At 64.2% G+C, this 26,200-nt stretch carries 20 protein-coding genes and 1 rRNA gene; 11 read left to right on the forward strand and 10 right to left on the reverse strand.

Annotated elements, in window-relative coordinates; genetic code table 11:
* The 4 genes from AB0O58_RS14330 to AB0O58_RS14345 form a co-directional block, all read right to left on the reverse strand.
* Positions 1-91 (reverse strand): 16S ribosomal RNA (locus tag AB0O58_RS14330); the annotation flags it as partial.
* Between the two features lie 452 nt (positions 92-543).
* Complete coding sequence (locus tag AB0O58_RS14335; RefSeq protein ID WP_032372898.1) at positions 544-945, reverse strand: RidA family protein; 402 nt, start codon at positions 943-945, stop codon at positions 544-546.
* A complete protein-coding gene (locus AB0O58_RS14340; protein WP_366238307.1) occupies positions 942-1,739 on the reverse strand; it encodes an IclR family transcriptional regulator in 798 nt (265 codons plus the stop codon). Before AB0O58_RS14340 ends, AB0O58_RS14335 begins: the two co-directional genes overlap by 4 nt.
* Positions 1,736-2,758: a sugar kinase gene (locus AB0O58_RS14345; RefSeq protein WP_366238308.1), complete on the reverse strand. Its 1,023-nt coding sequence runs from the start codon at positions 2,756-2,758 to the stop codon at positions 1,736-1,738. The genes AB0O58_RS14340 and AB0O58_RS14345 overlap by 4 nt, the downstream gene beginning before the upstream one ends.
* A gap of 114 nt (positions 2,759-2,872) precedes the next feature.
* Between AB0O58_RS14345 and AB0O58_RS14350 the strand changes: the two genes are divergently transcribed.
* Genes AB0O58_RS14350 through AB0O58_RS14365 form a run of 4 tightly spaced genes read left to right on the forward strand, consistent with a single transcriptional unit; the run spans position 2,873 to position 7,857 of the window.
* Positions 2,873-4,156 carry an alanine racemase gene (locus tag AB0O58_RS14350; RefSeq protein ID WP_027497686.1) on the forward strand — a complete coding sequence of 428 codons (1,284 nt, stop codon included), beginning with the start codon at positions 2,873-2,875 and terminating at the stop codon, positions 4,154-4,156.
* Between the two features lie 13 nt (positions 4,157-4,169).
* Positions 4,170-5,783: a D-aminoacylase gene (locus tag AB0O58_RS14355; RefSeq protein WP_366238309.1), complete on the forward strand. Its 1,614-nt coding sequence runs from the start codon at positions 4,170-4,172 to the stop codon at positions 5,781-5,783.
* Positions 5,780-6,418, forward strand: a complete 639-nt coding sequence (gene eda / locus AB0O58_RS14360; RefSeq protein ID WP_027497688.1) for a bifunctional 4-hydroxy-2-oxoglutarate aldolase/2-dehydro-3-deoxy-phosphogluconate aldolase — start codon at positions 5,780-5,782, stop codon at positions 6,416-6,418. The genes AB0O58_RS14355 and eda overlap by 4 nt, the downstream gene beginning before the upstream one ends.
* Positions 6,415-7,857 (forward strand): gluconate:H+ symporter, encoded by a 1,443-nt coding sequence (locus tag AB0O58_RS14365; RefSeq protein ID WP_366238310.1) that lies wholly within the window; start codon positions 6,415-6,417, stop codon positions 7,855-7,857. The genes eda and AB0O58_RS14365 overlap by 4 nt, the downstream gene beginning before the upstream one ends.
* Here the strand turns inward: AB0O58_RS14365 and AB0O58_RS14370 are convergent.
* Together AB0O58_RS14370 and AB0O58_RS14375 are read right to left on the reverse strand one after the other, a co-directional pair.
* Complete coding sequence (locus AB0O58_RS14370; protein ID WP_366238311.1) at positions 7,774-9,000, reverse strand: hypothetical protein; 1,227 nt, start codon at positions 8,998-9,000, stop codon at positions 7,774-7,776. The genes AB0O58_RS14365 and AB0O58_RS14370 overlap by 84 nt on opposite strands.
* A 58-nt stretch (positions 9,001-9,058) precedes the next feature.
* Positions 9,059-10,240: an FAD-dependent oxidoreductase gene (locus AB0O58_RS14375; RefSeq protein ID WP_366238312.1), complete on the reverse strand. Its 1,182-nt coding sequence runs from the start codon at positions 10,238-10,240 to the stop codon at positions 9,059-9,061.
* Positions 10,241-10,507: 267 nt separating this feature from the next.
* Here AB0O58_RS14375 and AB0O58_RS14380 point away from each other — a divergent pair, with 267 nt between their 5' ends.
* Together AB0O58_RS14380 and AB0O58_RS14385 are read left to right on the forward strand one after the other, a co-directional pair.
* The gene (locus tag AB0O58_RS14380) at positions 10,508-10,777 is read left to right on the forward strand and encodes a hypothetical protein (RefSeq protein WP_366238313.1); all 270 of its coding nucleotides are present in this window, start codon (positions 10,508-10,510) and stop codon (positions 10,775-10,777) included.
* 166 nt (positions 10,778-10,943) lie between these two features.
* Complete coding sequence (locus tag AB0O58_RS14385; protein WP_032364405.1) at positions 10,944-11,351, forward strand: VOC family protein; 408 nt, start codon at positions 10,944-10,946, stop codon at positions 11,349-11,351.
* 6 nt (positions 11,352-11,357) lie between these two features.
* Here AB0O58_RS14385 and AB0O58_RS14390 read toward each other — a convergent pair whose 3' ends face one another.
* Complete coding sequence (locus AB0O58_RS14390) at positions 11,358-12,332, reverse strand: sigma-70 family RNA polymerase sigma factor (protein WP_027497693.1); 975 nt, start codon at positions 12,330-12,332, stop codon at positions 11,358-11,360.
* A gap of 90 nt (positions 12,333-12,422) precedes the next feature.
* On the opposite strand from AB0O58_RS14390, the gene AB0O58_RS14395 reads away from it, so the two are divergent.
* From AB0O58_RS14395 to AB0O58_RS14410, 4 genes are all read left to right on the forward strand, one after another.
* A complete protein-coding gene (locus tag AB0O58_RS14395) occupies positions 12,423-13,403 on the forward strand; it encodes a GTP pyrophosphokinase family protein (protein ID WP_027497694.1) in 981 nt (326 codons plus the stop codon).
* A gap of 50 nt (positions 13,404-13,453) precedes the next feature.
* On the forward strand, positions 13,454-14,926 hold the full coding sequence (locus tag AB0O58_RS14400; protein WP_366238314.1) for a DUF2079 domain-containing protein: 1,473 nt from the start codon (positions 13,454-13,456) through the stop codon (positions 14,924-14,926).
* Between the two features lie 75 nt (positions 14,927-15,001).
* Positions 15,002-16,207 carry a sulfite reductase subunit alpha gene (locus AB0O58_RS14405; protein WP_366238375.1) on the forward strand — a complete coding sequence of 402 codons (1,206 nt, stop codon included), beginning with the start codon at positions 15,002-15,004 and terminating at the stop codon, positions 16,205-16,207.
* A 79-nt stretch (positions 16,208-16,286) separates the two neighbouring features.
* Positions 16,287-17,129 (forward strand): hypothetical protein, encoded by an 843-nt coding sequence (locus AB0O58_RS14410; RefSeq protein WP_366238315.1) that lies wholly within the window; start codon positions 16,287-16,289, stop codon positions 17,127-17,129.
* 4 nt (positions 17,130-17,133) lie between these two features.
* On the opposite strand, the gene recD is transcribed toward AB0O58_RS14410, so the two are convergent.
* Genes recD through recC form a run of 3 tightly spaced genes read right to left on the reverse strand, consistent with a single transcriptional unit; the run spans position 17,134 to position 25,600 of the window.
* Positions 17,134-18,996, reverse strand: a complete 1,863-nt coding sequence (recD, locus tag AB0O58_RS14415) for an exodeoxyribonuclease V subunit alpha (protein WP_366238316.1) — start codon at positions 18,994-18,996, stop codon at positions 17,134-17,136.
* Positions 18,993-22,325, reverse strand: a complete 3,333-nt coding sequence (locus AB0O58_RS14420; protein ID WP_366238317.1) for a UvrD-helicase domain-containing protein — start codon at positions 22,323-22,325, stop codon at positions 18,993-18,995. The genes recD and AB0O58_RS14420 overlap by 4 nt, the downstream gene beginning before the upstream one ends.
* Complete coding sequence (recC, locus tag AB0O58_RS14425; RefSeq protein ID WP_366238318.1) at positions 22,322-25,600, reverse strand: exodeoxyribonuclease V subunit gamma; 3,279 nt, start codon at positions 25,598-25,600, stop codon at positions 22,322-22,324. Before recC ends, AB0O58_RS14420 begins: the two co-directional genes overlap by 4 nt.
* A 149-nt stretch (positions 25,601-25,749) precedes the next feature.
* On the opposite strand from recC, the gene AB0O58_RS14430 reads away from it, so the two are divergent.
* Positions 25,750-26,100, forward strand: a complete 351-nt coding sequence (locus tag AB0O58_RS14430) for a VOC family protein (protein ID WP_032364467.1) — start codon at positions 25,750-25,752, stop codon at positions 26,098-26,100.
* The last annotated feature ends 100 nt before the right edge of the window (positions 26,101-26,200 follow it).

Genomic DNA, 26,200 nt, shown 5'->3' on the forward strand with positions numbered 1-26,200 from the left:
TCGTGTACCCCGAAAGGCCTTACCGCTCGACTTGCATGTGTTAAGCACGCCGCCAGCGTTCGTCCTGAGCCAGGATCAAACTCTCCGTAAAAGACTCTCGATCAACAGTCGAAACTGCAAATCAGTCATAAACATAAAGAGTCAAATCACTAGCAAATAAACTCAACTAGCATTTTCAAACAACACCCGACAACAACCACCACAAGCGGATGGCTGATACATCGAATGCATTCACCAAATAAAATTCGGCACTGACATTCATCGACACACTGTTGAGTTCTCAAAGAACACGCACACACCATGGTCACCGTGTGAACGGAAACGTCCGGGGCTTACACGCTCGAACCCCAGACATGGCTGATAACCTCTGCCTTGTCTGGGTTGTTCAGGACGTACTCCGTACAACCTCGTTGTCCCGGTTTGTGAAGACCGGGTCGGTGTCCGTGTCGCTCTGACTCGACAAAAGTTACGCGAAGACCAACGCTTACGCAAATCGCCTGGTCAGATGTAATTTTCGTGTGAACATCTAGATCGAGCCTGCAGTCAGACGACGGCGATGGCGTCTATCTCGACCAACATCTCCTCGCGCGGGAGTCCCGTGAACACGGTCGTGCGGCTCGGCAGCACGTCGCCTGTCGTGTGCGCCGAGACGAACTCGCCATAGGCGTCGTTCATGATCGAGAAGTCCTCACGCTTGGTCAGGTACACGCGCAGCATCACGACGTCGTCGAACGTCGCACCGCCGGCTTCCACGATTGCCTTGACGTTCTCCAAGGTCCGAGTGGTCTGCGCGGCAACGTCACCTGGGAACAGGTATTCGCTCGTCGCCGGATCCACCGGGCCCTGACCGGAAACCTGCACGAACGGCCCTTTCCGCACCCCCTGGGAGAAGGTGTGTGCCGGGGCCGGGGCACCTGTGGTGCGGATTTCGATCTTTTCACTCATGATGTTCCTTCCATCGAACTGTCGTTTGTCAGTGAGCGGTCATGTCGATCGGGCGGCCGCCAGCCCAGTCCTTCGGAAATTGCCGCTGCCGTGCCGCGCACTGCGGGCAGCGCAGCCAGTACCTGCTGATGGTCGAGCAACATGTCCGGTACCGACATGGACACCGCGGCCACCACGTCTCCGGTCCCGTTGCGCACCGCGCAGCCGATGCAATTGACGAAAGACTCGTGTTCTTCACGGTCCTCCGCAAAACCCTGCTCGTCCACGAGCTCGAGCTCGCGTAGGTACTTCTCCGGTGTGGTGATCGTGCGTTCTGTGAACGGCGTGTACGTGATGCGTCGAGCGATCTCTTCTCGTTCGGCGCGCGGGCGGCCTGCGACCAGTATCTTTCCCACCGCGGTGCAGTGCAGCGGTGCCGGCCGTCCGACGCGTGAGTACATCCGCACGCTCTGCTGTGCGTCGAACTTGTCGATGTAGATGACCTCCCCCGCCTCGTACGTGGCCAGGTGCACCGTCTGGCCCGTGTCGGAGTTCAGTGCAGCGAGATGCGGTCGCGCGACGGTGCGCACGTCTCGCTGCTCGAGCGCGTGATTTGCGAGCTCGAACAGCCTCGAACCGAGTTGGTACCGGTGATCCGCTCCATGGCTGACGAACCTGTCCGATTCCATGGTCCGAAGCAGTCGCAGCACCGTCGTCTTGTGTACACCGAGGACTGCGGCGAGTTCTTCGAGTGACTTCGATCCGTCCCCGAGCAATCCCAGGATCGTCAGCGCCCTCGACAAGCTCTGGCTCACAACGCCGCCTCGGTGTGCATCGCTGCCACGGCCGCGTAGTCGAGTGTCGCCCACGCATTGTCGTCGATTCCGGCCAGCGCTGCCAGTTCGTCGTGCGGCAGGACTTTCGCTACATCACCGTGGCCGGTCAATGCGCCTGCGGCACAGAGATGTCCGAATCGCACACGCTGCGCCGCGCTGTATCCCATCAACAACGCGGCCAGAAAGCCGCCGGCGAAAGCGTCACCTGCACCGATCTTTTCGACGACGTCGAGCGTCAATGCGGGGACGTCGACTCGCGCGGCGCCCTCGAATGCCGTCACGGTATGTGCATCGTTCTTGATCACCAAATGACGGGGCTCGGGAAACATCTCGCGTAGTTCCACTGGACTCGATGTCCCGAACACCGAAGCGGCCTCGTCGGCACCCATCGACACGATGTCGCTACCGCGGACGTGCTCACCGAGGACGCGGGCCGCGTCGTCCGAACGCCCGGCCCACAAGGCCGGCCGATAGTTGAGATCGAAGCTGACAGTGGAGGGGCGGGCCATGAGGCTTCGCGTCAATTGTTCCGCAGTGGGTGAGATGGCGACGGTGATGCCGGTGAAATGGACGAGGTCGGCGCAGTCGATCGACGCTTGCACCTCGTCATGAATATCGTTGGGCGAGAGCGCAGTAGCAGCCGAAAGAGACCGGTAGTACGTCATCGCGCTGTCTCCCAGAGGCAGGTCGTGACGGTGATCGGACCCCGATCCGCGCTCCTTGATGTAGAGGCCCGTCGGCCGCCCGTTATCGACGATCACGCCCGACGTGTCCACACCGGCAGCGTCGAGTTCCGCGACCAGATATCGGCCGAACCCGTCGTCACCCACCCGCGAGACCCACGCAGCCTCGATTCCCAGTTGGACGAGGACACGAGCCACGTTGGCTTCCGCACCTCCAGCCGTGCGATGGAACGTCTCCGACTGTTCCAGTGGGCCAGGGTCCGCGACGAGGACAGCGAGGCCTTCGCCTACACACACCACCCGGGGGGCTGCCATGTCCGTCTCCTCGAACTCTTGCGGGAATGCATCGTTGGATGCAGACTACAAATGAAAGACACGATACGCAACCGTCGTTGCATATAGCGCAACGCAGAACTCGAGGAGACTGCCGTGATCGACACTGCCGGAGTCGAGGCGCTCAGTCGACGACTCCTGGGGCCCGAACACAAATCGCTCCCAGCGAGATCGTGGGGACAGAGCGCCGAGAGCTTTCTGGCCACCGCGCCGCGGCTGTCCGAATTCACCACCCCTGTACTCACCCTCGACAGGACACGCATCGCATCGAACGTCGATGTGATGGCGCAGTGGACCGAGAAGGCGGGCGTCCTCCTGGCACCCCACGGCAAAACGACCATGGCTCCCCAACTGTGGAAGCAACAACTGGATGCGGGCTGCTGGGCCATCACCCTCGCTACCGGTTGGCAAGTTCAGGTGGCACGCGCATTCGGTGTGGAGAGAATCGTTCTCGCCAATGCCGAAGTCGATCCTGTTGCTCTGAACTGGATTGCCGCCGAACTGGACTCGCATCCCGAGTTCGAGTTCTACTGCTGGGCGGACAGCGTCGCCACGGTGCGAGAGATGAACCGCATCCTTGCCGACCACGGTGATCGACCGGTGTCCGTCGTCGTCGAACTCGGCGGCGAGCACGGACGAACCGGCGCGCGAACGACCGAGGAGGCCGTCGCAGTAGGACGGGAGATCGCCGCGTCACCCCGTCTCGCACTGGCCGGTGTGGGCGGCTACGAGGGTGCTCTGAGCCACGACCGTTCCGAGGCCGGTCTCGCGGCAGTACGCACCTACCTCGACACTCTCGCCGCACTACATTGCACCTTCGATGCCGAGGGACTGTACGGCGATCACGCCATTGTGACCGCAGGCGGGAGCGCGTATCAGGATTTGGTGGTCGAACGTCTGCATTCTCTGACCTCGGGCAACGGCGTGCGCACCGACGTCGTGCTCCGATCCGGGGCCTACGTGGCGCACGACGACGGCTTCTATTCGCAGATCTCACCGCTGACTCCCGCCCGAACCGAGACGCCGTTGGTTTCCGCGATGCACGGATGGGCGCGAGTGGTGTCACGCCCCGAGCCCGGCCTCGCATTGCTGGACGCAGGTAAGCGCGACTTTCCTTTCGACGAAGGAATGCCCGTCCCGCAACGTGTTCGAGGTAATGAGCTCCTGGATCAGGGCGCGGAGGTGACGGCACTCAACGACCAGCATGCTTTTCTTCGACTACCGGCAGACGACGCCGACGCACTTCCGGTGGGGGCGGTGCTGCGACTCGGCCTCTCGCACCCCTGCACTGCGTTCGACAAATGGCGTCTGATCCCCGTCGTGGACGACTCGGACAGCGACGACCCACTCGTGGTCGATCTGATACACACCTTTTTCTAGGAAGCAGAACTTGATGGCGGACACACTATTTCGCGGGTTCGACGTCATCGACGGCACCGGTTCCGCGCGGCTGCGTCGGGACGTTCTCGTCCGTGATGGCACCATTGCAGCACTCGTCGAGCCCGGAAGCCTTTCCAGTGCAGACAGAATCGTCGATGCAGCACCAGGTCACGTCCTGTCCCCCGGCTTCATCGACATGCATGCGCACTCCGATCTGGGGTTGCTGACCGATCCTGGGCACTTCGCCAAGATCAGCCAGGGTGTCACCACCGAGGTGATCGGACAGGACGGCATCGCGTACGCGCCCATCGACGATGCGACGTTGGACGTCATCCGGCGACAGATCGCCGGGTGGAACGGCAATCCCGTCGATCTGGACTTCTCCTGGCGAACGGTTGCCGAGTATCTCGCCCGACTCGACCGTGGCATCACTCCGAACGCCGCATATCTGGTTCCGCAGGGAACGCTGCGCTACCTGGCCGTCGGTGCCGATCGACGTCCCGCAACGCCGTCCGAGATCACCCACATGCAGGAGTTGCTGGCGCAGGGCCTGCAGGACGGTGCCGTCGGAATGTCGAGCGGACTCACCTACACACCCGGAATGTGTGCCGACACAAGCGAATTGCGAGCACTGTGTGAGGTAGTGGCAGACTTCGGCGGGTTCTATGCTCCCCACACCCGGTCGTACGGCGCGGGTGCACTCGACGCCTACCAGGAGATGCTCGATCTCTCCAGAGAAACCGGATGCGCCCTTCATCTGACCCACGCAACGATGAACTTCGGTGTCAATCGTGGTCGGGCACGTGAATTTCTCGATCTTGTCGACTCCGCGATCGCCGACGGCTGCGACGTCACGCTCGATACGTATCCGTACCTACCCGGGGCCACGACTCTGTCTGCGCTGCTGCCGAGTTGGGCGATGTCGGGTGGGCCGGACCGAGCGCTGGAACGACTCGACGATCCGGCCGAGCGTCGCCGCATAGCGCAGGACGTCGATGTCGACGGCTCGGACGGCTGCCACGGAGTCACCGTCGAGTGGGAGACGATTCAGCTCAGTGGAGTATCGAACCCGGAACTCGACCGGTACGTCGGTCGCACGATGGCCGACATCTCGGCGGACGAAGGGCTCGAGCCGGTCGACGTGTTCTTCGACTTTCTACGCCGCGACGCTCTGGCCACGACCATCCTGCAGCATGTCGGGCACGAGGAGAACGTTCGCGAGATCATGCAGCATCCGCGCCATATGGGCGGCAGTGACGCCATTCTCGTAGGCGAAAAGCCACATCCGCGTGCCTGGGGAACGTTCCCCCGCTATCTGGGCCACTACGTGCGGGACGAGCAACTGCTCTCACTCGAGGAGTGCATCAATCACCTCACGGGTCGTCCGGCTGCACGGTTACGACTGCGCAGGCGCGGCACGATCGCCGTGGGTCATGCTGCCGATCTCGTGGTGTTCGACCCGGACACCGTTCGAGACACCGCCACGTTCGAAGAGCCCAAACAGCAGGCCGAGGGAATCCGCCACGTGATGGTCAACGGCTCGTTCACGATAGACGATTTTCTTCCCACCCACTCCTTGGCAGGCCATGCCCTGCGTATGGACTCAGCCAGAAAGCAGACGTCGTGAATGCACTGACGGCAATTCTCGAAGACCGCGCACTTGCCGTGGTGCGCGCGCCGCACATCTCGGATCCCGCCGCACTCGCACACGCCCTGGCCGGCGGCGGAATTCGCGCTGTGGAGCTCACGTTCACCACGCCGGGAGTCCTCGACCTCATCCGGGCCGCATCCGATGCGGGTGCCATCGTCGGGGCCGGAACGGTCCTCACAGCCGATCAAGCCCGGGCCGCCCTGGACTCGGGTGCCAGTTTCGTCGTGACACCGGGGCTGCGGTCAGACGTCGCCGCCGTGGTGACCGCCGCGCGCATACCGCTGATGATGGGGGCACTCACCCCGTCCGAGGTGATGACCGCGCTCGACCTCGGTGCAGACGCGGTGAAGATTTTCCCGGCGCGCACCGTCGGACCGGCCTATTTCAAGGATCTGCTCGGTCCGTTCCCGGATGCACGTCTGGTCCCGTCCGGCGGCGTCAACGCCGCAAATGCCGCACACTTTCTGGCAGCCGGAGCAGTGGCAGTAACTGCCGGCACGGATGTGGTGCCGCCGAATTCTGTTGCTACCGCTCAGTGGGACGACATCGCAGCACGAGCCCGGGCATTCGTCCACGCCATCGAAACCGCCAACGAGAAAGAACTGTCATGAATTCTGCCGTCGACTGGCTGAGAACCTCGACACCCGGCCTTCTGGTGCTGTGCGGCATAGCAATCGCCGTGTTGCTCGTCGTGATCATCAAGATCAAACTGGAACCGTTCGTCGCACTGCTCATCGTCGGACTCGGCCTGGCCCTGGCTGCCGGTCTTCCGGTCAATCAAATTGTCGGAACCGCGATCAAGAGCAACGAGTCGTTGCTCGAGACCGGCTTCGGCGGAATTCTCGGGCATATCGCCGTCATCATCGGCCTCGGCACCGTACTGGGGGCCATACTCGAGAAGTCCGGCGGCGCACAGGCGTTGACCGCCAAGTTGCTCGGAATTTTCGGCGAACGCGGCGCACCCGTCGCGATGGGCCTGCTCGGATTGATCTTCGGTATCCCGGTGTTCTTCGACATCGGCATCTTCGTGCTCGCCCCGCTGGTGTACGTCGCCGCGCGCCAAGGCGGAAAGTCGCTGGTGCTGTACGCGTTGCCGATGCTCGCCGGCTTGTCGATGACGCACGCATTCTTGCCGCCGCACCCCGGGCCGGTGGCACTCGGTGGACTGCTCGAGGTCAATCTCGGTTGGCTGATCATGTTCGGCTTCATCTGTGGCATACCCGGATTCATCGCTGCAGGCCTGGTGTGGGGAAACTGGATCGGTAAGCGGATCATCGTCGAGGTTCCGGACGACTTCATCAACGACGGGGACGACTCGCCCCGCGACTCGAACGGTGGCGCCGGTGCCGTCACCACCGCACGACCGGTGGTCACGACGCCTCCCTCGGTGGGCACCATCGGCGCGATCATCGCGGTGCCGCTGGTCCTCATCCTCGGTGCCACCTTCGGCAGCATCCTGCTCGACCCGGGCAATCTGCTCGAAGTGCTGACATTCTTCGGCACTCCGGCCGTCGCACTTCTCATTGCCGTGCTGATCGCGTTCTACGTTCTGGGCATCCGCCGCGGGTCCACCGTTCAGGAGCTGAGCAAGCTCACAGGTGAGTCGCTGCGCCCGGTCGGCATGCTGTTGCTCGTCGTCGGCGCGGGTGCTTTCTTCGGAAAGGTCATCTCTGCCACAGGGATCGGCACCGCACTGGCCGACACCATGGCGGCGGCAGGTCTACCGATCATCGTCCTGGCGTACATCATCAGTTGTGCACTGCGTGTCGCACAGGGTTCGGCCACCGTCGCGATCGTCACCACCGGTGGCATCGTGGGCCCACTCGTCGCAGCGCAGGACTACTCGGCCCCTGCCGTCGCATTGATCGCCATGTCCATCGCAGCGGGCTCGATCATCGCGAGCCACGTCAACGACGGAGGCTTCTGGATCATCTCGAAGTTCTTCAACCTCACCGTCAAGCAGACGCTACAGACGTGGACCGTCCTCGAGACGATTCTGTCCGTGGTCAGCTTCGCGGTTGCCGGCATTCTCTTCGCGATCATCGCCTAGCTCGAGGGCGCGGTCGGGTGTCGACGTGGGCACCTGATCGCGCCACTGGGAGTGCACCTGATCACCGACGAAGTGCGTGTTCTCTGCCGACATCTCCCGGCTCCCCGACCGTCCGACGAGGTCGTCTATTCGATCGTCCAGGCTGTGGGCGCGAGCCATGGCGTCCGACGTACGTGCTTCACCCTCCGAAGATTCGACCAGATCGGCCAAACGAACCAACGCAGCCACTCGTCCCGTCAATTGGGTCCATACGACTTCCAGTGCGCGGCGACGTGATTCGACCTGTTCCGCCGTGTCCTCGTCGACCATCGTCCGACCTATACGGATCAACTCGTCCCCCACCGAGCGCAAAGACGTTGCATCGACCGAGATTTCGGCGAGCTCGACGAACAGATCGACCTGGCTTCGCTGAAACTCGAAGTACGTCGACTGCCACGCCGGCGAGCGATGTATGCGATCGAACGAGGTGCCCGCGAGAAACAGCAGCGTGTCGTAGCGGTCCGAGAATCGGTCGTCTTTGCGATCGATCAACTGATCGACCACCCCGGCTGCCCACTGCACCCGTTTGTCGATGGGCGTTCTACGTGCAAGTGTGCTGACTCGATCCTTTGCGGCGTCCGCCAACGTCAGACCTCGCTCGGCGAGCACCCCGTACTTGAGGGGTGCGGGCGTGTGCATCAATGCATCGAAGACCGCGTCGCGCTGTTCCAGGTCGAGATGAATACCTTCGCGACGTTCCTTGCGTGCCGCGCGGACGCCGTTGGCGTAATGCCGGTTCGACATCACCACCGTGGTTCGCAGATGCTCGATCCGCTTGTTCGACTCCGCGACTCGCAACTTGTAGACCAGGGCCGCGCCGGGCTTACCCGACGAATCCTTGGCACGCCATCGATCCCGCTCGTCCACCAACTGCCGCAAGGTTCCGAATCCCCCGACCGACGGGAGAGAACGCCCCGCACGCCACCGAGCGATGAGCACCGTTCTGGTTGCTTCATCGACCCTGCCCGCCGCGACGGCCGTTGCGGCGGCGTCGGACAACGGCTCGGAATGGCCGGGTAGCCGACAGTCGGCACAGAGGCGATGCACCCGGTCATCGAATCGAGCGCGCTGCTGTGCCGAATCGCCTGCATCGAACTGAGACATCATTTCTCCTCGGTCGCACCGCGGTCCGGCGTGCTCGCCGTCGAGTGTTCCAGAAAGTTCAGATCAACCCCTTCAGGGTTTCCTCCGTGTGAGGCTTCTTCTCGGCCAGCAAGGTGCGCGCCTCGTCCAGCCCCTCCCAGACATTCCACATCAGTACCCCGCGCACGACGGCATCGTCGTCGAGGTAGTAGACGACGCCTTCTTTGCCGATCGTCTTCCAGTCCTCCACCGTGTTCATCGACGTTGCCACCGTTCCGATTGCCTGGTAGCCGTCGTCGTACACGTCGGAGTAGAAGTACGGAGTGTAGGTGTAGGCCGCGCCGGCACCTGCCATGTTGCGGCCCGCCGCTTTGCCCATCTCGGTTGCGTTGTCCACGTGCTCGATGCGTCGGCGACCGAGAATGGCGTCCGGGTAGTTGGCCACGTCGCCGGCCGCGTAGATGTGCTCGTCCGCGGTGCGCAGGAACTCGTCGACGACGATGCCGTTGTCCACCTCGAGACCTGCCGCCTCGGCCAGGTCTGTGCTGGGCCGGACACCGAGGCCGAACACGACCCCATCTGCTTCCACCGCGGACCCGTCGTCCAATTGCAGCTGGACACGAGCCGACGCCTCCGCTCCCGACGTGACCTTGGTTCCTCGGCGCACGGTGACCCCGTGATCGGAGAACCCTTTGTCGAATCCGGCGGCCAGCGAGCGGGGGAACATGTGGCTGCCCACGACGTCGTCGGACGTGACGAGGGTGACTTTGACACCCTGTTGAGACAGCGCTGCTGCGATTTCCGTTCCGATGTAGCCGCCGCCCACCACCGCTATGTGCTCCGCGGTCTCGGTCAGTTCCCGCAACATCCGGTAATCGGCGAAGGTGCGGAAGTAGATCACTCGTGGACTGGGCGACAGGTCGATCTGCGTCGGCGCTGCGCCGGTTGCGAACAAGAGCGTTCCGTACTCGTGGGTCTCACCGGCCGCTGTCGTGACCGCCTGCTTCGACCGGTCTACCGACGCGATTCGCGTACCCGTATGGACCTCGGCACCGGTGTCCGAGGCGGTGCCGAGCGGAACCTGATCACGGCCGAAGTCGCTGTCGGTCCACAACTTCTTCGACAACGCGGGGCGCGTGTACGGCTCGTCGGAATCGGCTCCGAAGATCCCGATGGAACCCGTTGCGTCGTGTTCACGAATCCCACGAGCAGCACTGTCGGCAACCATTCCGCCGCCGATGATCAGGTAGTCGTATCGCATCGCTCACTCCTTGCACGTGGGGGTATCGACGACCTGGCTACCCGGAACGGCGTGAGCGCAACCACTCCGACGCCTCGGTTCGGAAGGCCGGAGCAAATCGAACCGAACGAACTGTATGCAGCATCACACCCCGTAAAGGTTGGCCCAGGCCCGTCCAGTGGGCATCTTGGTTTGCGAGACGAAACATCGCGTTCACACATTTTGGGTTGTAACGGTTCGGCTCGGACGAACGACTCACACCTCAGGACGCGAACAAAAGGAGACGATGTGACTGTTCAGATCGATTCGCTCGCAGCCGGCACCAGCAATGCCGACAATGCGATCGCAGACGTCGACCAACTCTTCGACGAAGTTTCAACGCTGGACGCCACCATCCTCGACGCCATCGAGCGCCGCACCCGCTTGGCGCGCACCCTCGCTGCCGTGACGCCCGACGCCACCGTGTCGGACACCACAGCAGACCCCTACGCCGATCTCGGCAACGACGGCCGTGTTTTCTCGCGGATGCTTTCCCGCCTCGCGCAGATCACCCGGTAACGTCCTTCCCCCTTTATTTCGCAGTCCGCGGCCCCGTCGAGCACGTCTCGGCGGGGTCGCGTCGTGTCTGGGCACGGCACCGGTGAATTTGTCGACGGACCGTTGTCAGTACCGGCACGACCGTTGTTCGACGGTCGTGCCGGTACCCGACGAATAGGTGTCATCCATGTCCCGTTTGCTGTTCGCCAATATGCCTGTCCGCGATGTCGTGGCCACCCGCGCATTCTTCGAGGGTCTCGGCTTCGAGTTCAACGAGATTTTCAGCGACGAGAACACCGCCTCGATGATCGTCAGCGACCAGGCCACGGTGATGTTTCTGGCCACATCGAGGTTCGGGGATTTCATCTCCGATTCGATCTGCGACACGACGTCCGCTCGTGAGGTACTGATGTGTATTTCGGCCGACAGCCGCGCCGAGGTCGACTCACTCACGGACGCGGCCATCGCTGCGGGTGGATCGAAGTGGATGGAACCGCAGGATCATGGGTTCATGTACGGCCGAGCATTCCGCGATCTGGACGATCACGTGTGGGAAGTGATGTGGATGGACCCCTCGGCCGTTCCGACGAGCTGATGTCGCTCAGAGGCGGTCGGGCAGTCCGAATCGGTCGAACAGCGACAGATCGAAGAAGCAGGCGACATGCCCGACGCCTCGAGCGTCGACGTCGAGAACGTGTAGTTGGAACGGTCGATGTATTCCGTCCTCGCCCACCATGTAGAGCCCGTACGCAGGTTGACCGTTCGCTGATGTCGCCACCATCCGCATGTCGCCCGCTCCCTGGGCGGGGCAGTTGTTTCGGATGAGCGATCCGATCGTCTCGGCTCCCTGATACCAGCCGACGAACGGGGGCATCTCCCACACCGCGTCCGAGGTGAAGAGTGTGACCAGCCGGTCGATGTCGTAACGCTCGAAGCACTCCACGTACTGGGCCAGGAGCTGGCGCAGTTCGGCAGATTCGATGGGTTCCACGTTGTCCAGTTCCGGAGCGATCTCTTCGAGTCGCTCGCGGGCCCGCTGCAGGAGGCTGTTGACCGCAGTGGTCGTCGTGGCGAGAACCTCGGCAACCTCGGAGGCCTTCCACTGCAACACCTCGCGCATCAACAGCACTGCGCGTTGTCTCGACGACAGATGCTGCAGCGACGCGACGAACGCGAGGCGAACCGACTCCCTCCCCACCACCAACGTGGCCGGGTCGTTCGAGTCGGCCAGATCCGAGTCGGCAATCGGTTCGAGCCACGGCACCTCGTTGTTCTGCACGAGTTCGTCGGTCGGGCCCGAACTCGGCGCGCCGAGTCCGGTAGGAAGCGGACGCTTGGCTCGCCCCTCGAGGGCGGTGAGGCACGTGTTCGTTGCGATTCGATACAGCCAGGTGCGCAGCGACGATCGGCCCTCGTACTTGGCGTACCCCCGCCAGGCGCGGATGTAGGTCTCCTGGAGCATGTCCTCGGCGTCGTGGATGGACCCGGTCATGCGGTAACAGTGCGCCAACAGCTCGCGACGGAACGGATCGAACTGCGCGACGAAGTCGTCGTTCTGCACAGATGCCACGGTCATGCGGAAGAGCTTAAACCGGGTTCGGTCGCATCGACGGCCGATCGCGCGCCACCGCCGGGATTGGTCGGGCCTCTGGGTTAACCTCGGCTCGTGACATCGCTCAGCAGCATCGACGACTTGGTAGAAGAGCTGTATCTGCATCGTCGTCGCGCGTGGGAAGCCGCACTCGTCACCGCACAGAATTTTCTCGAGACCATCGCCGACGAGATACTCGAAGATGTCGACCGAGACAGACTCAATGCCCAGACCGCGCGGATCAAGGACCCTGGCAGATCTGCCGACAAACTCCGTCGATATCTGTCCGAGGGACGCATCAGCGAACCGCACGACGCCGACGCCGTGGCCGACGCACTGCCCGATCTGGTCGGCATCAAGGTGCTGTGCAAGACCCCACGGGACCAGCTCTCGTTCGTCACCGCACTCGAGCGCGCGTGTACCGATCCGAAATGCTCGGTGCGGTTCGCGCAGCCGCCCACCGACTACGTCTCGTTTCCCAAGCCGAGCGGATACCGGGCATATCACGCTGTGCTTGTCGTACGAGTGGCCACTCATCAGGGCGACCTCGACGTGAAGGTGGAGGTTCAGGTCAAGACTCGGCTGCAGGACGCGTGGGGCGAGCTGACCCACGAGGACATGTACAAGCCCGGTGAAGCACTCAAACCGACCAAAAAGCACACGGATTACGCCGCGCACATGGCGCACCTGCTCGATCAGGTCGACGCCATGGCCGACGATCTCGCCGCGCAGCTCGACTCGCTGACCGCCGCCTCGAAGGACGGCAGCGTGGTGGCACCCGACCCGATCCCCAAGGACCCCGACTTCATCCGGGCACGCGTCACGCGCACCGGCCCTCGCTACGCCCTGGCCGTCGGTCCGGACGGGCGCCGTGGGCTCGTCCCCGCACGGTCGGTCAAAGCCGTGATCGGCTCGACCGATCGCATCGCAGTCAACGATTACCTCGAGGTGGGCGACTACATCGACGTCGTCGTGGAGGACTCCGAGGACGCGCTGTACTACCACCTGACCTCGCAGCCGCCGCGACGCACGCAAGGAAAGAAACGCAAGCGCTGACCGGCGTTTCTCAGGAAGATCTCACGTCGGTCCGGTAGACATGCCATCTCGTGACCACTACCGAGAAATCCCAGGTCGTCACCGACGGCGATAGCGTCGCCGCAACTACGACCGGCACACGTGCCATCGGCCGTCTGCGCAGGAGACTCCGGTCTCCCGATGTGATGGTCCCGACCGTCGCGTTCGTACTCCTTGCATCGCTGTACTCGACGATGTCCGTTCTCGGCCACCGCCAACTGCGCACATCGGGCTTCGACCTCGGAATATTCGTGCAGCAGGTCGCGTCGTACTCGCAGTTTCGGGCTCCGACCTCCGATCTGCTGGGCACCGGCTACAACACCCTCGGTGATCACTTCTCGCCGATCACGGCCCTGCTGGGTCCGGTGTATCGCGTCTTCCCTCATGCCGAGACGCTGCTCGTCGCTCAGGCGGTTCTGTTCGCGCTCGCGGTGATTCCGATCAGTCGATTGGCGGTGCAGAAATTCGGCACTGTCGTCGGAACAGTGATTGCCGGCGCGTTCGGCCTGTCGTGGGGCGTACAAGCCGCGCTGAACTTCGACTTCCACGAAGTGGCCTTCGCGATGCCGTTACTGGCAATGTCCCTGGTGGCTCTCGTTCGCGAACGCTGGGTGCCCTCTCTGGCCTGGGCTCTTCCGCTAGTGTTCGTCAAAGAGGACATGGGTTTGACGGTCGTCGTCATCGGCGCACTGGTTGCCCTGTTCACCACCGGCCGCCCGCGCATCCTGGGCGCGATGACCGCGGTGTGGGGGCTGACCTGGGTGATAGTGGCCGTCAAGGTGATCGTTCCCGCGCTGAGCTCCGACGACTCGTACGGCCAGGGCTCGAAATTGCCGCCCATCGGCGAAGGGATCGCCGATACCGCGCACGGGCTGGTTGCCGGCGACTCCCGGGCCGCAACGGCGTTTTTGCTGCTTGCCGTCACGGGGTTCTTCGCGCTGCGCTCTCCACTTCTGCTGGTCGCGGTACCGACGGTTGCCTGGCGTTTCCTCAGCGACAACACCAACTTCTGGAAACCGATCTACCACTACAACGCCATTCTGATGGTGATCGTCTTCGTCGCCCTGATCGACGCCTTGGCACGCAGCGAGCGCCACGCCCAGCTGACCGAACGAGGTCGACGAGCGATCGTCGCCTTCGTCGCTGCGTTCGCACTGGTGGCGCTACCGTTCCTGCCCATGTCGCGGATGGTGCACGCCGAGAAGTGGCGTGTCGATCCACAAGCAGCCACTGCCCGCGACATCTCGGCCTGGATCCCGGCCGGTGACCGCGTTGCAGCGTCGAACAACCTCGTGGCACAACTCGTCGCCGACCACGACGTCTCGGTGTTTCCGCAGCGACCGACCGACTCGACCGTCCCGGACTGGATCGTCGTCAACCGAGAACGGCCCGCGGGTTGGCCGACCGACGAACGCGGCGATCGGCAGGCGATCGACCGGGCACTGACCACCGGATATGACGTCGTCTACTCCGTGGACGGTATCGAGGTGCTGCACCGCAACTGAGCGGTCCCTACTAAGGTTTCGATCAGTTCGGGCATTTCGATACCGCGGGGTTCTCGAACTCTCGACATTCGACCGATCACGACAGCTACGGCAAGGCAGGTACAGGACATCGACGCTCGAACCGGCGACCTCGGCACCACCCGAACAGCATCGAAGCGGTCACCGTGGAATCGGAAGAATCCGTACCGCGCGCAGGTGTCGAGCAACCGATTGCTGTCCGGTCCCACCTCTGCGAAAGAAGTACGACACTTCTCGATCGACCTCGGTGACAGCGGAATCACCTACGAGCCGGGAGACGGATTCGGCGTCAAACCCGTCAACGACGCCGCACTGGTCTCGGCCGTCATCGACCGTCTCGGTGTCCCCGCAGACACGGCCGTCCACACCAAGTCCGGAGAAATCAGCCTCGCCCAGGCACTGACCACCGAATACGAAATCGGCATACCGTCGATGGACCTGATAGAAGCCATCGCCGAGCGGGCCGGTGATGCCGAACTCGACCACGTGCTGCAGAACGGCGACCGGGCGTCGTTCGACGCGTGGACATGGGGACGCGACGTCGTCGACGTCCTCGACCTCGATCGGTCGGGTGCTCTCGACCCCGCCGAATTCCTGGGCCTGCTCCGTCCCCTGCAGCACCGCGTCTATTCGATCTCGTCGTCGCCGACAGCGCACGAGGGAAGCGTTCACCTGACCGTGTCGACCGTGAGATATCGATCGGCCGAGCGAGATCGCGGCGGGGTGTGCTCGACGTACTTGGCAGATCGTGTCGGCGACAGCCAGGAAGCGGGAGTGTTTCTTTCGGCCAACAAGTCGTTCCGACTTCCTTCCGACGACACTCCGATCATCATGATCGGTCCGGGCACCGGAGTAGCACCGTTCCGTGCGTTTCTGCACGAACGTCGGGCTCGCGGTGTATCGGGCCGAAACTGGCTGTTCTTCGGGGACCAACATCGAGCGAGCGACTTCCTCTACGAGGACGAACTCACGGACTTCGAGCGTGACGGTCTGTTGACCAGGCTGGATCTGGCGTTCTCGCGCGACCAGTTCGAGAAGATCTATGTACAGCACCGCATGCGCGAGGCTGGAAAGCAGCTGTACGGCTGGCTCGAAGAAGGCGCACAGATCTACGTCTGCGGAGACGCGTCACGCATGGCGCAGGGAGTCGACGAGGCACTCCACGAGGTCGTCGCCGAACACGGTGGGCGCTCCTCCGACGCCGCGGAGGACTACGTGAACGACCTCAAGCGCGCCAAGCGCTATCTGCGCGACGTCTACTGACGGGCCGTTCTTGTCGGACCCCCTCGCTACCGTCACGGGCACAGCAATGAAGTTCTCGTCCGAGTAGAGGGTGTGCACCGTGAACGCAGTGCAGAACGACCATTTCGACTCCACCACCGCGCGTGCATGGGGCACGTTCACCGAGAATCTGCACGCGCACCTGCGGTCGCTGCCGATGCGGGACTACATCACTGTGACGGCCGCGCAAGCCAGCCCGGGCGAGCGCGGGCTCCGGCCGTACATCGACATCGCAGCAACTCGAGACGGGGCTCTGGTGTCGATCGCGTCGCTGCCCTCGCTGCTGTATCCACAGGCACCCGAGTCGGTCACCCTCGACGTTCAGCTGCTCGACTTCGGGTGGCTGGACCGAGGCAAGCCCGTCGCAGACGGGTCGGTCATCGATCTCACGCGAACGGATTCGAGGGCAGACGCTGCTCTCGTCGCCGAGATGGTGACCCGGGCGTTCCGCGAGCAGTGGAACGTTCCCCATCCGTCGTTTCTCAGCGTGTGGGGCGTCGCCGCAGACGGAGCCGCCTCGGGGCCGATCGACCTCCAGCGCGGAATCGTCGGCGTCCGGACCAGCACTGCCGGGGACAGCCGTGTCGACTCGACACCGACCGATCCCCCGTTCGACATCACCGACGTTCCCGACGAACTGCGATCACTGCACACTCTGTGCCAATTGACCGGTCGCAAACTCGACGCGCAAACAGTGCACTCGGTGTGCGTGGGGGCGGACATCGACGAACTCGGTGTACACGCCGTCGCCCTGCATCGCTCGGCTGCCGCACACTCGGACCGCAGCGCAGCCGAGGGAACAGGCACCTCGATCGCGGTGTGGACGGGACTGGCCCGAACCTGGCTGTTGGTTGCCCGCAGTATCGCTGCTGCAGCCGGATCGGACCGGCACGCCTGTCGCTGAACTGCTACAGAATCCTTCGCCGCAATCCGCTGGCCCGCAGGACCTGACGTTCGACTCCGGCTCGGATGGCCTCCTCGGTGCCGATCACCCGTACATGCGACCGCGCACGGGTGATCGCGGTGTAGAGCAACTCGCGAGTGAGCAGAGTCGATGCCTCGGCGGGCAACAGAACCGACACGGTGTCGTACTGGCTGCCCTGGCTCCGGTGAATCGTCATCGCGTACACGGTCTGGACGGCAGAGAGCACGTTCGGGTGAATGAGAACGTGGCCGCGACCCCGCGCGAAAGCAGCCATCGGAGTTCCGTTCTCACCCGACACCACAACACCCGTGTCTCCGTTGTAGATTCGCGCTTCGTGATCGTTGGCCGTCACCAGCAGCGGCTGACCGGGGTACCAGTAGGCGGGGTCGAGGAAGGTCTTGTTCGCTTCTCCCACCCACTCGAGTGCCAGCCGATCCCACAGCGCAACGCCCCACCGCCCCTCACGGTGCGCGCACAGAAGTCGATGCTTCTCCAGTCCCAGCAGCGCCGCGGCGGCGTCACCGCGGGTTGCCGCCGCTGTGACCTCGGCGGCGGTGTCGACCACGTCGGCCCGCAATGCGTCGGTGTCCTCGGGTGCATGGAACGAGATCTGGTCGTCACCGGATTCGAGTAGTTTCATCACCTCGTCACCGCGGCCGTCTCGAACTGCGACGGCCAGACGGGCGATCGCGCCACCGAATCGTCGACCGCGGCTGAGCCGAACCACTCCGCCGCGCAACCTGTCTCGCTCGGACGCACTGAGCGCCGCCTCGTCCGGATCCTCGGCTGCGTCGAAATCCGCGTCGACCAGGTGCGCCAACACAGGGTTCTCGGTGCCAGTGACCGGCCGTGCGACGAGGTCGGCCAACACTGCTCCGGCGTCGACGGACGTCAACTGATCGGGATCGCCCACCAGTATCAACCGCGATTCCGGTCGCACTGCTTCGAGCAGCCGGCACATCATCGTCAACGACACCATCGACGTCTCGTCGACGACCACCACGTCGTACGGCAGTCGATTGTGGGAGTCATGACGAAACCTGGTCTTGCTGCCCGGTTTCCACCCGAGCAGGCGATGCAGAGTCATTGCTTTCAGTTCTGCCGGGAGACCCAGCAGTCCCGCTTGCTCGGCCACCGACTCCTGCAGACGAGCGGCAGCCTTGCCGGTGGGGGCGGCAAGACCGATTCTCACATCGCTGCCGTGTTCTCGAACCAACAGCGCCAGAATTCGAGCCACCGTGTGGGTCTTACCGGTGCCCGGCCCGCCCGCTATGACCGTGGTCCAGTGCGTCGCCGCGAGGGCTGCTGCAATCCGCTGTCGATCGGGAGGGGTGGTGGGTGCGCCGGATTCGTCGATGAACAATTCGGCCAAAGCACGGTCGATCTTTGCACCGTCGACGACGGGGTGCGACTGCGATCGAGCGTCGAGTATTCCTCGAACTGTGTTCTCCTGCAAGTGATATCGATCCAGGTACAGCAGTTCACCCAGGTCGGTGCGCACCAGCTTGAGCGGCGTCAGCGGCCCGTTGGCGCTGCCGACCACGAGCGGGCTGACCGCCAACCCGTCGAGAACGTCGGACAGATCGGGCCAGGGAAGAAGGCTCGGATCCACGTCCGATTCCTCGTCCACCGTGACATCACGCAGTCGCTGCAGGTCGAGACATATCGATCCGGATCGCACTGCGCGCACCGTCAGAGCCGTGGCGAGCAGCACCGGTTCGGAGGCTTCCCCGGCCAGGGCACCGAGCCGCAACGCCACGTGCACGTCGGCCGCTGTCAGTACACCGGCGTCGTTGAAGGACCGCAGAATTCCGCCGCCGCGCAGCGCCGTCGAGACACTCGTCATCGTTGCACCTTTCCGGCGAGCAGATCCGACAACTCGACCACCAGTGCCGCAGGCGGATCCCAGTCGAACACACCGCAGCCGGCCGGAGTCTGCGGCCCCACCATGCCCCGAACGAACAGGTACCGTACTCCGCCGAGATGCGTCTCCGGCCGGTAGTTCGGTTGCCGCCATCGCAAATACCTGTGCAACGCAACGGCATACAGAATGGCCTGCAGCGAATAGTGCGACCGCATCATCTCCTGCGCCATCTTCTCGCGCGTGAAATTGCCGGTCGTCAGATCGCCTCGGGCCAGGCGGTTGGTCTTGTAGTCGACCACGATGTAGCGAGGGCCGGGTACCCGAAGAACGGAGTCGATACTCCCGGTGAGAAAGCCGCGCAGTGGGGTGGCTTCCACTGCATCGAGCAGATCGGCGTAGTCCGCGAGGACATCCGCCGGGTCGAGATGTCGACGCAAGAGCTGCGCAACCGATGTCAGAGTCACGCTCGATTCCACCGGGTCGTCGCCTCCGGCCAAGGGCAGCTCGAAATCCAGCTCGGCCAGGTGGTCATTCGGCGCGATGTCGGCCAGCGTCCCGAAGCCCAACGGTGTCTGCATCACCGGCAACAGGGCGGCTGCCAAAGCCGTCGGATCGACATCTGCCATCCGTGAGGCAACGGCAGCTCTGCAGCGCTGCTCGAGTTCGGCCAGTAGATCGGCTGCGGAGGTATCGACGTGCTCGAGGGCCTCGTGCACCAGCGTTCCGAATGCGGCACCGGCCGGCATTCCGTTCATAGGTGACGCGATCCCGTCCACGGGCTCGTCCGGGTTCGCGCTTCCCAGCGGAGGTTCGACAGGCTCATCCGCTTTCTCGGGCCGCTCGGCCTCACTGGTCACCCCCACCTCCGGCTCGACGGGCGACGCATCGTGCGCGTGAGCGGTCAAGGCCGAGTACGACGTTCGACGCCACAGCAGATCCAGAGCACGCCCGAAGCGAGCGGCAGTGACGTCGCGGTGTTCCTCCTCGGGGCGCACCCACTGCTGATCCGAGGGTGGTGTGGGGCCGACTGCCTCGATCGAGATCAGATCCGCTGACGGACCGACCCAGGATTGCACGCGGTTGACGGTAGTGGCGTCGTCGAGCACCTTGTACGACGGCTCCGGCTGCGCAATCCCCGGAATGCGGCCGAACAGCATGCGGTGCAACGACGACGTAGCAGTGTTGCGTCCCGGTGCCCACCACAACACCACCTGGCACTGGGCTCTGGTGAGTCCCACGTACAGCAGCCGTAGTTCTTCTCCGGCTTCTTCACGATCGTTGACAAGCTTTCGTGCTGCGTAGCCGGCCCCGGAGGGACCGCCGACGTCCCGGATGCGGTGGCCGTCCTCGTGCAGCAGCAGGGTCGACGGTGAGCTGAAGTAGAGCGTGTCCCAGGCGTACGGAAGGTAGACGACGGGAAATTCCAGCCCCTTGCTCCCGTGCGTTGTCATGATCTGCACTGCCGCCGAGTCACTGTCGAGCCGGCGACTGCGATCGGTGGAACCGCCGGCTGCCGGTTCCTTGATTCGATCGGTGAGCCACCGAGTGAGAGCGGTGATTCCGTACGATTCGGATACCGCTGCGCGATTGAGCAGTTGGGCGATGTGCCGCAGGTCGGTCATCGTGCGCTCCCCTGCCTCGACCGCGAGCAACCGAGCATCGAGACCCGACTGCGCCGACACCCGCTCGAACACTGCCGCGAAACCCGCCTCGTCGAACAGCACGGAGTACTCACGCAGCCGGCTGCTCACCTGCGACAGAGCGTCCTCGGCCCCGGAATCGAGTTGGGCGGCAGTCCAACCGAGCAAAGGTGTCAGGGCTGCGAGTCTGACGCGGTCGGTGCGGTGCGGTTGTTCGATCGCTTGCAGTAGCCACAACCAGTGTCGCGCACTGTCGGTGCCGAAGACGCTGGTGCTGCTCGACACCACCGACGGCACACCCACTGCGTCGAGCGCATCTCGAATCAGCGCAACCTGTTTGGTCGTGCGAGTCAACACCGCAATGTCCCGCGGTTCGACCGTCCTCGGCCCGTCCGGCCGGTCCATGACGGCGTTCCCTGACAGGAGCGTCACGATCTCGGCCGCCACATCTGCAGCCACCCGAGAGCGAAGTCGATCCACCGCCGGGAATCCCGAACGTAACGGCCCTGCTCCGGTGCGCGGGAGATAGCGCAGCCGCAGCGGAGGATGTCCTGCCATGCGCGAGAACGGGTTCCGCGCTTCGACGCGATGGACGACGATATCGTCGTGCCCGAGGGCGGCACCTCCGTAGAGGTGGTCCAACGCGTCGAGGAGCCCGGAGTCGCTACGCCAGTTCGCCGTCAGCTCGTACAGATGATCGGCCGACTGCACTGCATCCAGATAACTCAGCACTTCGGCACCGCGGAAAGCGTAGATGGCCTGCTTCGGATCTCCGACGAGGATCAATGTCGTGTAGCCGTGAAAGGCCCGGCGCAGGATGTCCCACTGCATGGGGTCGGTGTCCTGGAATTCGTCGATCAACACGACACGGAACCGGTCTCGCACGCGCGCGCATGCTGCCTCCCCGTGCACGGGATCGGACAACACCGAGTGCAGCAGTCCGAGTAGATCGTTGTAGTCGCGGACGCCGAGAAGACGTTTGCGACGCTCGACCTCACGGCGGGCCTCCTGAGCGAACTGCACCCGCAGGGCGGCTTCCCGGTTGCCATCGTCACCGTCGAGGTCGTCGATGTCGGGGTACAGGATGGATTGTTGATCTCCGACGGCAGCCGCGGCCAGTTGTTGGGCGTCGCGTCGCCCGAACGGTGGTGCCTCGTCGTCGCCGCTGAACATCTGCAGATACAGATCGTCGACCACCTGCTCGAGCAGATCCGACACCGACTCGACGAACGTGGATTCGGGTTCGCGCTCACCCGCGATACCCAGCCCGTCGAGCATGCGTTGACAGAAGCTGTGCGTGGTGACGATCGTCCCGGCGTCGAAGTCCGACAGCGCTTTACGCAGTCGTCGGCGCCGCTTGTCCACTTCGTCGTCGTCTGCCGCGGCGAGAAAGGCGACGAGGGGGTCGCGCGCACCACGCGCAGCGTCCGGATCACCGAGGTCTCGGGCGATCGACGCGAACCGGCTGCGGGTGCGATCGCGCAGTTCCTGGGTCGCGGCCCGACTGAACGTCACCAGCAGTAGATCCGAGATCTCGGCCAGTCCTTCGGCGATGTACCGCGCCGCAAGTCCGACGATCGCGTACGTCTTGCCCGTTCCGGCGCTGGCCTCGAGCACGGTCGTCCCGGTCGGCATCGGACCGAGGAGGTCGAATCCGCGTGCGGCGGTCATGCGTTCCCCATGTTCTCTGCGGCCAGCAATGGATCCCACAACCGGCGGGAGAGAACTCCGAAGCGGCTCAGCTCGTTCGCGGGGTCGGCCTCGTCGTCGAGAGGGCTCGGATCGAGCAAGGTTCCGAACGAGAGCGTCGGGCCGTACACGTATCGCAACGATCGGTCGGTGCCGTCACCGAAATCGCCGCGCCACGCCCAACCGGCAGATTCGTAACCGTCCTCGATCGATCCGCCGCCGAACCGCTTCTCCGCGTAGGCAGCTGCCGTCCCGGTCGAGATCGGCAGCGGCGCAACCAATCCGCGATCCCGGAGGTCCACCACGTCGCGGAGTACCGCGAGGGGATTCGGAGGGGTCGTCAGGCGGGACCGGCGAGGCGGACGCATTCCGCTGGCGCGCCCGATGGTGACCGCGCTCCACTCCCCCGGCTCGGACGCTGCCACCGCCAGCAGACGCACCCACGCCGCGAGCCTGTGCTTGGCCCCCAGCCGTGAATAGGACGAACGCACGAGTGTCCGGTCGTGAATGCCGGTGACGGTACCGGTCAGACGTCGCCCGTCACCGAGATCGACCACGATGTCGGTGGTCTCGGCCGGGCCGTCGTGAAACGGCGCAGCCGCGTCGGCGATGATTCCGACGACTCGGCGGATGTCGGACATCTCGCGTCGACCTTGATGAAACGGAGGCAACGTGCCGCGCCGCCACTCGGCGTCGGCGAATTCGCCGATGTCCGTGCCGGCCAGCACCGCTGCCAACATCCGATCGCCGATGTTCCACCGAGCCAACGGATCCAGTTCGATGTCGAGACTGTCCGCCAGATCGTCTTCGAGCTCGGGAACTCGAAACCCGAGACGTTGACGCAGAAACGCCTGAACCGGATTCTCCACGAACGCGATCACGTCGGCGAGTTCCACGTCGCCCGAATTCGCTGGGGGCAATGCATCTGGCAAGAACAACGGCACCGGTACGGACGGCCGCTGCTGAGACACTGCGCCTGCCAACGCCACCGTGTCGAAGCTGAACGGGTGTCGGGCCTCGAAATTTCGAGGATCGAAGGGCTGCAGTGGATGCCGGTGTTCGACGCTACGGCCGGCGGTCACGTCGAGGACGTCCATCAACTCGCGCAGTGGGATCGCGGGCGGCTTGGTCGATCCGTCGACGGGGTCGGCACCGGTGTAGAAGAGCAGTAGCTTTTCTTCGGCGGACATCACGGCGTCGAGCAGTAGCTGTCGGTCCTCGCTGCGGATGTCGCGTTCGCCGACGGCCGGGTCGCGTGCGAGGACGTCGTCTCCGTCGAGGCTGCCGACGCGGGGAAACACCTCGTCGTCGAGACCGAGAAGGATCACGACGCGGTGCGGGACCGATCGCATCGGCACCATCGTGCACACGGTGAGCTCTCCGGTGCGAAAGTTCGCTCGGGTGGGGCGGCCGGTGAGCCGGCCACCGAGCATGGCGCGCACGTCCGCCAGCCGCAGCTCGGCGGTGTCGCCGTGCTCGGTGGCCTCGGCGATCTCGCGATGCGCTTGCGCCAGTTGCCATTCGTCGGCGGTGGGCACGTCGGCAAGCAGATCGAGGGTGCGGCCGAGCTGCCGCGTCCATTCGGTCACGGGGGCGCGCCCGGACAGCGCCCGTAGTACCGAGGCGAGCCGGTCGACCAGCTCGGCGAATCGGCCCGCGAGCCCGATGTCGTTGCTGTCCACGTCGTCGAGGGGCAGCGCGAGGTCGAGATAGTCGTTCCCGCTCTCGTCCGCCGCCACTCCGAGGAGAATACGGTCGAGTGCGGACTTGAAGGTGTTCTGCCGAAAGTTGTTCAAACCGAAGGATTCTCGTTGTCGCACCGTCAAGCCCCAGCGGGCTCCGGACGTGGCGACCCATTCGCGGAGGCGTTCGAGGTCGTCGTCGGTGAACGAGAACTTCTGCCGCACCGGGCCGCTCGCCGCGAAATCGAGTAGTTCGCTGGCCGTCACTCGCCCCTCGGAGAAATCGAGCACCGTCGCCACCACATCCAGTACCGGATTGGTGCGACGCAGGCCCCGATCGGCAAGCCGGACCCGCAGTCGATGACCGGGATGCACCAATGTGGCCTGGCCGAAATTGGCACGGATCAGCGGCGCATAGGTCTCGACGTCCGGGCACATGACGAGCACGTCACGGGGTTCGAGAGTCGGGTCGTCGGCGAACAGATGCAGCAGAGACTCGCGCAGCACCTCGACCTGGCGGGCAGGCCCATGACATGCGTGAATCTGCACGGTGCCGTCGGCGAGCGCTGGATCGCCGACCGTCGTTGCGTGAGAGGGCACTTCGTCGCCGGCGATGTCGGATTGGATCGTTCCGAGCAAGGTCCGCGTTGGTCCGGGCCCTTCGTGGTGCACGGTGTGATCGGCGATCGACCCGATGGTTGCCTGCAGTTCCCGCACGTCGCGCGACAGACTCGCCAGCAGCGGGTGCTCGACGGCCAGGGCGGTCACGTCGTCGCGCCGTCGGGTGGCCGCCGGGACGTCGGCGAGTGTGGACCACATCGACGGGCTGGGGTGTGGGATCCAGATGTGGACGTCGCGGTGGTGCGCGAGTGCGTGCAGGATGTCGAGCTGGTCGGCGGTCAGCCGAGTCGGACCGAACACCGACAACCTGGACGGTAGGTCCACCGCGTTCGGTTCCGATCGCAGTGTCGAACACGTATCGGGAAGGCGCTCGGCGGGACTCGGACTGCCGATCCGCTCGCGCACCAGGCTCCATATCCGCGGTTGCCACGTCAGGTCGTCGTCCAGTTCCTGGCCGAGCCCGTCGGTGAATCGTCCGGCGCGCCAGTCGCGCAGCATCTGGGGTCGCTGAGATCCGTAGGCGCGGAACAGCTCCGCGATGTGCGCGGCCGTCGACCAGCGGCGCCCTACCCGATGATCGTCAGACCCCGATCCCAGATGCTTGGAGAGCACCGCGGCCCACGGTTCGGTGCGGCAGTCGTCGATCACCGACAGCGCGGTCCACAGCACTCGACTGTGAGACCACGGGTCGTCGTCGGGATCGATGCCGTCGACCTCGGAGATGGTGCGCGCGACCAACCTCGCCGGGCTCGGAAACTCGATGTTCGCGGCAATTCCATCACCGTCCGGAGCGCCCAGGACGCTCGACAGACGCTGGGTGAGCCACCGCTCGCCACCTCTCGCCGGCACCGACACGATTTCGGGTACGAAGGCATCGGGCAGCGGCTCGGACAGTACATCGGCGAGGGCTGCAGCGAGCGTTCCTGCACGTTCGGCGCGGTGGAGCGTCAACACGGTCGAAGTCCCCTGCCTGCTCGTCTGAGAACGCCCGAATTCGGACTGGTGACGACCCTACTCGAGCCACCGACAAGTTCTGTCCGGTGAGTCGAGCCCTCGGCAGCGGTCCGTGTGTGCAGAACCCGACAGCAACGGAGGAGAACGGCATGTTCAGATACATTTTCGCGGTCGTGGCGGTCCGGGACATCGATATCGCGAACACTTGGTACGAGGAGTTGTTCGACCGTCCGGCGGACAACAATCCGATGTCGACACTGGTGGAGTGGCAGGCCGCTCCCGGAGCATGGGTGCAGGTGACCGTCGATTCCGAGCGTGCAGGCTCGTCGCTGTTCAATGTGGCGGTCGACGACCTCGAATCGTTCGTGTCGGCGGCCCACTCGCGCGGAATCGACTTCGCCGACATCGTCGAAGCGAACAAGGGTGTTCGGCTGTCCACGGCCACGGATCCCGACGGCAATTCCATCACCGCTATCGGCGGTTTTCGCGAGCACTACTGAGCCGGGGCGTGCCGTCTCGGCTCGAGGTGTAACGACGCTCGCACGCGGTGCGACATGGTGGAAGGAAATGCGACCGCCCGGTTCGGAAGAACGTGGGGTT

It is taken from the genome of Rhodococcus sp. NPDC080181, assembly GCF_040702225.1.
Taxonomy (GTDB): Bacteria; Actinomycetota; Actinomycetes; order Mycobacteriales; family Mycobacteriaceae; genus Rhodococcoides; species Rhodococcoides fascians.

What these genes read in the sequence shown, in the direction of transcription:
- AB0O58_RS14335 (WP_032372898.1), bottom strand. Translation starts at nt 945, where the DNA reads ATGAGTGAAAAGATCGAAATCCGCACCACAGGTGCCCCGGCCCCGGCA.
- AB0O58_RS14345 (WP_366238308.1), bottom strand. Translation starts at nt 2,758, where the DNA reads ATGGCAGCCCCCCGGGTGGTGTGTGTAGGCGAAGGCCTCGCTGTCCTC.
- AB0O58_RS14355 (WP_366238309.1), top strand. Translation starts at nt 4,170, where the DNA reads ATGGCGGACACACTATTTCGCGGGTTCGACGTCATCGACGGCACCGGT.
- AB0O58_RS14365 (WP_366238310.1), top strand. Translation starts at nt 6,415, where the DNA reads ATGAATTCTGCCGTCGACTGGCTGAGAACCTCGACACCCGGCCTTCTG.
- AB0O58_RS14370 (WP_366238311.1), bottom strand. Translation starts at nt 9,000, where the DNA reads ATGTCTCAGTTCGATGCAGGCGATTCGGCACAGCAGCGCGCTCGATTC.
- AB0O58_RS14375 (WP_366238312.1), bottom strand. Translation starts at nt 10,240, where the DNA reads ATGCGATACGACTACCTGATCATCGGCGGCGGAATGGTTGCCGACAGT.
- AB0O58_RS14385 (WP_032364405.1), top strand. Translation starts at nt 10,944, where the DNA reads ATGTCCCGTTTGCTGTTCGCCAATATGCCTGTCCGCGATGTCGTGGCC.
- AB0O58_RS14390 (WP_027497693.1), bottom strand. Translation starts at nt 12,332, where the DNA reads ATGACCGTGGCATCTGTGCAGAACGACGACTTCGTCGCGCAGTTCGAT.
- recD (WP_366238316.1), bottom strand. Translation starts at nt 18,996, where the DNA reads ATGACGAGTGTCTCGACGGCGCTGCGCGGCGGCGGAATTCTGCGGTCC.
- AB0O58_RS14420 (WP_366238317.1), bottom strand. Translation starts at nt 22,325, where the DNA reads ATGACCGCCGCACGCGGATTCGACCTCCTCGGTCCGATGCCGACCGGG.
- AB0O58_RS14430 (WP_032364467.1), top strand. Translation starts at nt 25,750, where the DNA reads ATGTTCAGATACATTTTCGCGGTCGTGGCGGTCCGGGACATCGATATC.